The following is a 6332-nucleotide window of genomic DNA, read 5'->3' on the forward strand; positions in this document are numbered from 1 at the left end:
GTTCAAAGGGTGGGGCCCTTTGTCGTGGCCCGGACAGTGTTCAGGGGTCGTCTTTCACGGTGAACCCGTGCCCTAGAGGGTTCTGTCCCTGTGAAAGATTGTACTTCTGCAGTTTGCGCTCGAGGGTGGGGCGACTGATTTTAAGAATCTGGCAGGTGCGACCCTTGTGCCCCTTTGTGACGGCCATGGCACGGGCGATGAGCATCCGTTCAGCTTCCTCGAGCGTGGGGATGAGGCTGGCGTCATCCACCGCGGGGGCGGTGAACATGAGGGTATTGCTGGCGACGCGGCCCGACTCCGGGGAGGGCGGGATGTCCAGCGTGGGCAGGTCATCCCCGCGCAACACATCGCCCGGCGCGAGCACCACGGCGCGGGTGAGCACGTTCTCCAGCTCGCGCACGTTGCCCCGCCAGGGCAGGCGCGTCAGGCGCTCCATGACTTCGGTGGGCACGCGGGTGACGCGCTTGTGCACCTTCTCGTTGATGCGCTCGAGCAGGTGCTTGACGAGCAACTGGATGTCCTCGCGCCGCTCGCGCAGCGGGGGAATCAGGAGGGTAATCACCTTGAGGCGCTGGTAGAGGTCCTCGCGGAAGCGGAGGTTCTCCACCTCCTCGGAGAGGTTGCGGTGGGTGGCGGCGATGACGCGGGCGCGCAGCTTGATGCGCTTGACGCCGCCCACGCGCTCGAACTCGCGCTCCTGGAGCACGCGCAAGAGCTTGGCCTGGAGCATCATCGACATGTCGCCAATCTCGTCGAGGAAGACGGTGCCTTCCTCGGCCAGCTCGAACTTGCCGGGCTTGCCCGCCGTCGCGCCGGTGAAGGCGCCCTTCTCGTGGCCGAACAGCTCGCTCTCCAGCAGCGTGTCGACGATGGCCGAGCAGTTGATGCCGATGAAGGGCCGGGGCTCGTCGTACGAGTAGTTGTGGATGACGCGGGCGATGAGCTCCTTGCCGGTGCCGCTCTCACCCGTAATCAGCACGGTGGCGTGGCTGCCCGTCACCTTGCCAATCTCCTTCACCAACTGCTGCATGGAGGGGCTGGTGCCGACGATGTCGCCCAGGCGCACCGCGGCGTTCTCCCGGTTCACCTCGTCCGCGCGGCGTGACAGCTGGCGGTACTCCAGCGCGCGCTCGACGACGAGGTCCAACGCGGCCGGGTCCGGGAAGGGCTTGTGGATGTAGTCGAAGGCCCCCGCCTTCATCGCCCGGATGGTGGTCTCCATGTCGTGGTAGGCGGTGACGAGGATGATGCGCGCGTCGCCGCACAGCCCCTTCATCTCCTCGATGATCTCCAGACCGGTGCGGTCCGGCAGCATCATGTCGAGGATGACCACGCTGGGCATGGAGTCCTGCGCCGCGCGCAGCCCCGCCGCGGCGCTGGTGGCGGTGGCCACCTGGTAGCGTGGCTGGCCGTCGTGTTCGATCTCCTCGAAGTGCATCTTCAACGTCTCGAGGAGCGACACGTCGTCATCGACGATGAGAAGGGTCTCCATCATGGCTTCCTTCTCAGGTGGCGAATGTGAGCGTGAAGACCATGCCGGGCTCGGCGCTGCCTTCGGCGGCGACGTCCCCTCCTTGTCCCATCATCACCCGGCGCAGCGCGGCGAGTGACAGTCCCGCGCCGCGCGCCAGCCTCGAGCCGAAGGGCTCGAAGAGGGTGCCGTTCTCCTCCGGAGGCAGGGCGGCGGCGGGGTCCTTGAGTACCATCAGCACGCGGCCCGGCGGGCCCCGGCGAAGGGCCACCTCCACCGGACTGTCCTCGGGTCGACCCATGGCCACGTTGAGCAGCACCTGGGCCAGCACGGGCCGCAGGCGGTTGGGGTCCACCCGCACGCGAGGCAGCTCCGCCTCCTCGTCCACGCGCACCTCGATGCGGCGCTCGGCCAGTTCGGGCGCCACCATGCCCGTGGCCTCTTGAATCACCGAGCGCAGCACGTGCGCGTCCAGGTTGGGCGTGGTGTCGCGGCCATACTCGGACAGGAGCCAGAGCATGCGCTCCATGGTGCGAATCTCGCGGTTGGCGATGGTCAGCCGCCGCCTGTCCCGGTCCGACAGGCCCGTGTTCCGGGCCAGCGTCTGCACCGCCATCTTCACGGAGGACAGGGGGTTGCGAATCTCGTGGCTGAGGGAGCTCGACAGTCGGGAGATCTGCACCGGCGGGGCGCCTTCCAACAGGACGTTGAGGTCCTGGGCGCACGCTCCGGCCTCGCCCTCGTCCAGGCCGAGCGTCAGCCGCAGGGGCGTGGCGTCCTCGTTCCCCAGCGCCGAGGAGATGAACTCCACGGCGCGGCGGTCCTCGCGGGCCCGTGCGTCCAGCTCGCGGGCGCGCTCGGCGGAGACACCGAGGACCTGGTGGAGAGGACGGTCGAGCAGCTCCTCGACGGGGCGGCGGAGCACGGCGGCGCAGTCACCCTGCGCGCGGGTCACCCGCAGGCCTGGAGACCAGGCGAGCAATGCGGCTTGCAGGAGGTGGGCGTTCATTGGTGGGTCCCGAACATAACGAGTAAGGTTCCGCGCTGTCCCCTTATGTCCCTCATCGCGCGTTTCCCGAAGAACCTTGTGTCGGCCCTCCTCTTCCTTTCAGGAGGTACGGCACTGGTCTACGAGTTGGTCTGGTCCAAGTATCTCGGGAACGTCCTGGGCAACAGTGGGCAGGCGCACGCGGTGGTGCTCGCCACCTTCATGGGCGGCCTGGCGCTCGGTGCATCTGTCTTCGGGAGGACAGCGGACCGGGTGAAGAGCCCGCTGGCCTTGTACGGAGTGCTCGAGTTGGGCGTGGCGCTGTACGCGCTGGCCTTCCCGTACGTGCTGGATGCCCTGGGGGCCCTGTGGCTGGCCGTCGCGCCCGGCGTGCCGGAAGGGTGGCGGGTGGGGCCCCGGCTGCTGGTGGCGGCGGTGTCGCTGGTGGTGCCCACGCTGCTGATGGGCGGCACGTTGCCGGCGCTGGTGCGGCACTTCGCGGACAGCCTCTCCGGGGTGCAGCGGGAGCTGGCGCGGCTGTACGCCGTCAACAGCCTGGGCGCGGCGCTGGGCGTCTTCATCGCGGGCACGAAGCTGGTGCCGGTGCTGGGCCTGTCCGCTTCCGCGAAGCTGGCCGCGGGGCTCAACCTGCTCCTGGCCGTCGCGGCGCTGCTGCTCGCGCGCAGGCATCCTCCCGCCCTGGCGCCGGGACAGGCCGCGCCAGTGTCCGAGAGCACGGCGAACCTGGCCTATCCCCGCGTGGCGGTGCGCGCGGCGCTGGTGGGCGTGGCGCTGTCGGGCTTCACGTCCATGCTGTACCAGGTGACGTGGATCCGGCTCTTGTCCATCGTCCTGGGCGCGTCCACGTACGCCTTCACGCTCATCCTCACCGCGTTCATCCTGGGCATCGGCCTGGGCAGCTTCTGGCTGATGACGCGCGCCCAGAAGTCGGACCCGCTGAAGCTGTACGGGCAGATGCAGGTGGCGCTGGTGGCCAGCCTCTGCGTGGCCCTGCCGCTGTACGTGCGGCTGCCGCACCTGTTCCGCTCGGCGCAGTGGATGATGACGCGCTCGGTGGACACCTGGCCATTGTTCCAGTTGTTGACGTTTGGCTTCTGCTGCCTCGTCCTGCTGGTGCCCACGTTCTTCATGGGCGCGGCCTTCCCGGCGGCGGCGCGCGTGGCCACGGCGAAGGTGTCCGAGGTCGGCCGTGAGCTGGGCGGCGTGTACCTGTGGAACACGGTGGGCACGATTACGGGCTCCGCGCTGGGCGGCCTGGTGCTGATGCCGTGGTGGGGCATGGAGGGCAACTTCGTGGCGGGCGTGGTGGCGAACCTCGCCGCCGCCGCGCTGGCTTTCCACGCGCTGCCGGGCCGTCCCTCAAGCCCCGTGCGAGCGCTGTGGCCGGTGGGCGCCGTGGCCTTGCTGGCGGCGGTGGTGCTGGGCGGCATGAGCGGCTGGTCCGTCCGGCTGTCGGGCATCGCCTCCATCCGCTCCCACCAGAAGCCCCCGGAGAGCTACGCGAAGCTGGTGGAGGAGACGGAGAAGAACATCCACCCCATCTTCTACCGCGACGACACCTTCGCCACGGTGATGGTGGCCGACTACCCGCAGGACCACCTGCGCTTCATGAAGCTCAACGGCAAGATTGACGCCTCCAACGGCAGCGACGTGGAGACGCAGGTGATTGCCGGACACCTGGGCGCGCTGCTGCACCCGCGCGAGCCCAAGAATGTGCTCCTCGTGGGCGCGGGGGCGGCGATTACCGCGGGCAGCGTGCTGGCGCATCCGGTGGAGCGGCTGGACATGGTGGAGATTGCTCCTGCGGTCATCGACGCCGCGCGCCTGTTCAAGGAGGACAACCGCAACGCGGTGGATGACCCCCGCACGCGCGTCCACATCGACGACGCGAAGACGTTCATGGCGCTGGCCGAGCGCAAGTACGACCTGGTGGTGAGCGTGCCCTCCAACCCATGGGTGGCGGGCGTGTCAGGCCTCTTCACGCGGGACTTCTTCCAGACGGTGGACCGCCACCTCGCGGATGACGGCGTGCTGGTGCAGTGGATCCACACCTACGAGAGCAACGACGAACTCATCCGGCTGGTGGTCCGCACGCTGCGCGACACCTTCCCGCATGCCACGACGTGGCTGGGGCCGCATGACCTGGTGCTCGTGGCCAGCCGCAAGCCGCTGGCCTTCGACGCGGAGCGCCTGGCCCAGCGGATGGCGGTGCCGGAGGTTCGCGCGGACATGGGGCGCGTGGGGCTGACGGACGTCTTCGCGCTCCTGTCCAAGCAGGTGCACAGCGAGGACGGGCAGCTCGCCTTCGCGGGTCCGGGCCCCATCAACACGGATGACCACAACCTGCTGGAGTACGCCTCGCCCATCGCGTTCTTCGTCGCGAACATCGACGTGCGCGTGAAGGACGAGCGCCGCTCTCCCGAAGGCGGCTCGCGGCTGTTCCTGGAGGACTACCTGCGCCAGCACCCGCCCACGGCCGAGGAGGCCGCGCGGCTGTACCGCAACATGGAGCGCTACCACGCGGCGAATGATCCACTGGTGCGCGGCGTGGCCACGCTGTGGCGCTCGGTGGCGCCCGACAGCCGCGAGGCGACGGTGGCGCTGGGCAAGGCCGCCCTGGCCCAGAAGGATTTGACGCTGGCTGCTTCCCTCCTGGAGCCGGAGGTGGCGAAGGGCGGGCGTGAGCCGGAGCTGGTCGCCGCCTACCTGAAGCTCGTCGCCGAGCGGGCCTGGGCGACCCGGACGGTGTGGACCCCCGTGGACGCGGCCCCCGCGCTGGCGCTGGGCCGGCAGGTGGCCTCCGAGTTCCCCGCTGACGCGGAACTCGCACGCGCCGTGCGAAACCTGTGCGATGCTCTCCCCGCCTCGGCGTGCGCCCCCTCGAAGACGCCTGTCGCAGCCCCGGTTGGCCCCTGAGCGGCCTTCCAGTCTCTGAGAAAAAGAGCTATCCGCCGGGAATTACAGGGGATTGGCCCCATCCTCCCGATGACGGATGGAGGTGCAGGTGGGATCTCCCGTACTGTGCTTTTCAACCCCGAGTAACAGGGTGTCTTTCCCGTTCTGAACCCCAGGAGACTTCCCATGAAGGCGATCTCGAAGAAGAACCAGCTCCGCAAGGCTCGTGGTCAGGGCATGACCGAGTACATCATCATCGTTGCCCTCATCGCGATCGCCGCCATCGGCGTTGTGACGCTGTTCGGCGACAACATTCGCAAGCTGTTCGGCGCCTCCGCGGCGGCCCTGGCGGGTAACTCCAACGTCGCCAACGACGGCCAGAGCTCCAACGTCGCCCTGAACAAGAAGACCATGAAGAGCTTCGGCGAGAACAACGCCTACTAAGCTTTCGTGTCTTGGATGCATCGCCTTACGGCGGTGCCTCTACTCACGTGGCGGGTGTCCTCTTCATCGAGGGCCCCGCCATGTTTCTTTGTGCGCTCGTGCTCGGCGGCAGGGCAGGTGGCCGGGGCGCGGCGCGAAGTCCAGGATGCCCCCGTGACCGAGCCCACCTCCGCGGACCTCTTGCTGCTGCGTCGCCGGGTGGTGCTGTACCGGGTGCTGTCGCTGGTGCTGACGGTGTCCTTGCTGGGCGTGTTGTTCGCCGTGAAGCGGGCGATGACGGTGCCCGAGGACCCGGAGGTCGAGGTCTTCGACGTGCCCGCCGTCTTCGAGTCGCTGGCGAAGAAGAACCCCGACGCGGCGGACATCTCCGACACCTTCTTCTTCTCGGACAGCGCCACGGTGCATCTGCACGTCATGGGGCGCGGGCAGGCGTGTCCGCTGCACATCCACCGCCGGACGCATGAGGCCACCGTCATCGTCGCGGGGCAGGCGGAGGTGCATCAAATCTGGGGG

At 68.5% G+C, this 6332-nt stretch carries 4 protein-coding genes and 1 pseudogene; 3 read left to right on the plus strand and 2 right to left on the minus strand.

Annotated features, from left to right (window positions below; translation table 11 throughout):
* Positions 1–40 precede the first annotated feature (40 nt).
* A complete protein-coding gene (locus FJV41_RS18865) occupies positions 41–1492 on the minus strand; it encodes a sigma-54-dependent transcriptional regulator (RefSeq protein WP_141643906.1) in 1452 nt (483 codons plus the stop codon).
* Between the two features lie 13 nt (positions 1493–1505).
* Positions 1506–2480 (minus strand): sensor histidine kinase, encoded by a 975-nt coding sequence (locus tag FJV41_RS18870; RefSeq protein WP_141643902.1) that lies wholly within the window; start codon positions 2478–2480, stop codon positions 1506–1508.
* 78 nt (positions 2481–2558) lie between these two features.
* Between FJV41_RS18870 and FJV41_RS54615 the strand changes: the two genes are divergently transcribed.
* The 3 genes and pseudogenes from FJV41_RS54615 to FJV41_RS18885 form a co-directional block, all read left to right on the plus strand.
* A complete protein-coding gene (locus FJV41_RS54615; protein WP_281291448.1) occupies positions 2559–5396 on the plus strand; it encodes a fused MFS/spermidine synthase in 2838 nt (945 codons plus the stop codon).
* A 165-nt stretch (positions 5397–5561) separates the two neighbouring features.
* Positions 5562–5819 carry a hypothetical protein gene (locus FJV41_RS18880; protein ID WP_141643904.1) on the plus strand — a complete coding sequence of 86 codons (258 nt, stop codon included), beginning with the start codon at positions 5562–5564 and terminating at the stop codon, positions 5817–5819.
* A gap of 153 nt (positions 5820–5972) precedes the next feature.
* A pseudogene (locus FJV41_RS18885) lies at positions 5973–6332 on the plus strand (hypothetical protein); the annotation flags it as partial.

The organism is Myxococcus llanfairpwllgwyngyllgogerychwyrndrobwllllantysiliogogogochensis (assembly GCF_006636215.1).
Lineage (GTDB): Bacteria > Myxococcota > Myxococcia > Myxococcales > Myxococcaceae > Myxococcus > Myxococcus llanfairpwllgwyngyllgogerychwyrndrobwllllantysiliogogogochensis.

Bases quoted from the DNA above. Each gene is read 5' to 3' on its own strand.
- FJV41_RS18870 (WP_141643902.1), bottom strand. From the start codon at position 2,480: ATGAACGCCCACCTCCTGCAAGCCGCATTGCTCGCCTGGTCTCCAGGC.
- FJV41_RS18865 (WP_141643906.1), bottom strand. From the start codon at position 1,492: ATGGAGACCCTTCTCATCGTCGATGACGACGTGTCGCTCCTCGAGACG.
- FJV41_RS18880 (WP_141643904.1), top strand. From the start codon at position 5,562: ATGAAGGCGATCTCGAAGAAGAACCAGCTCCGCAAGGCTCGTGGTCAG.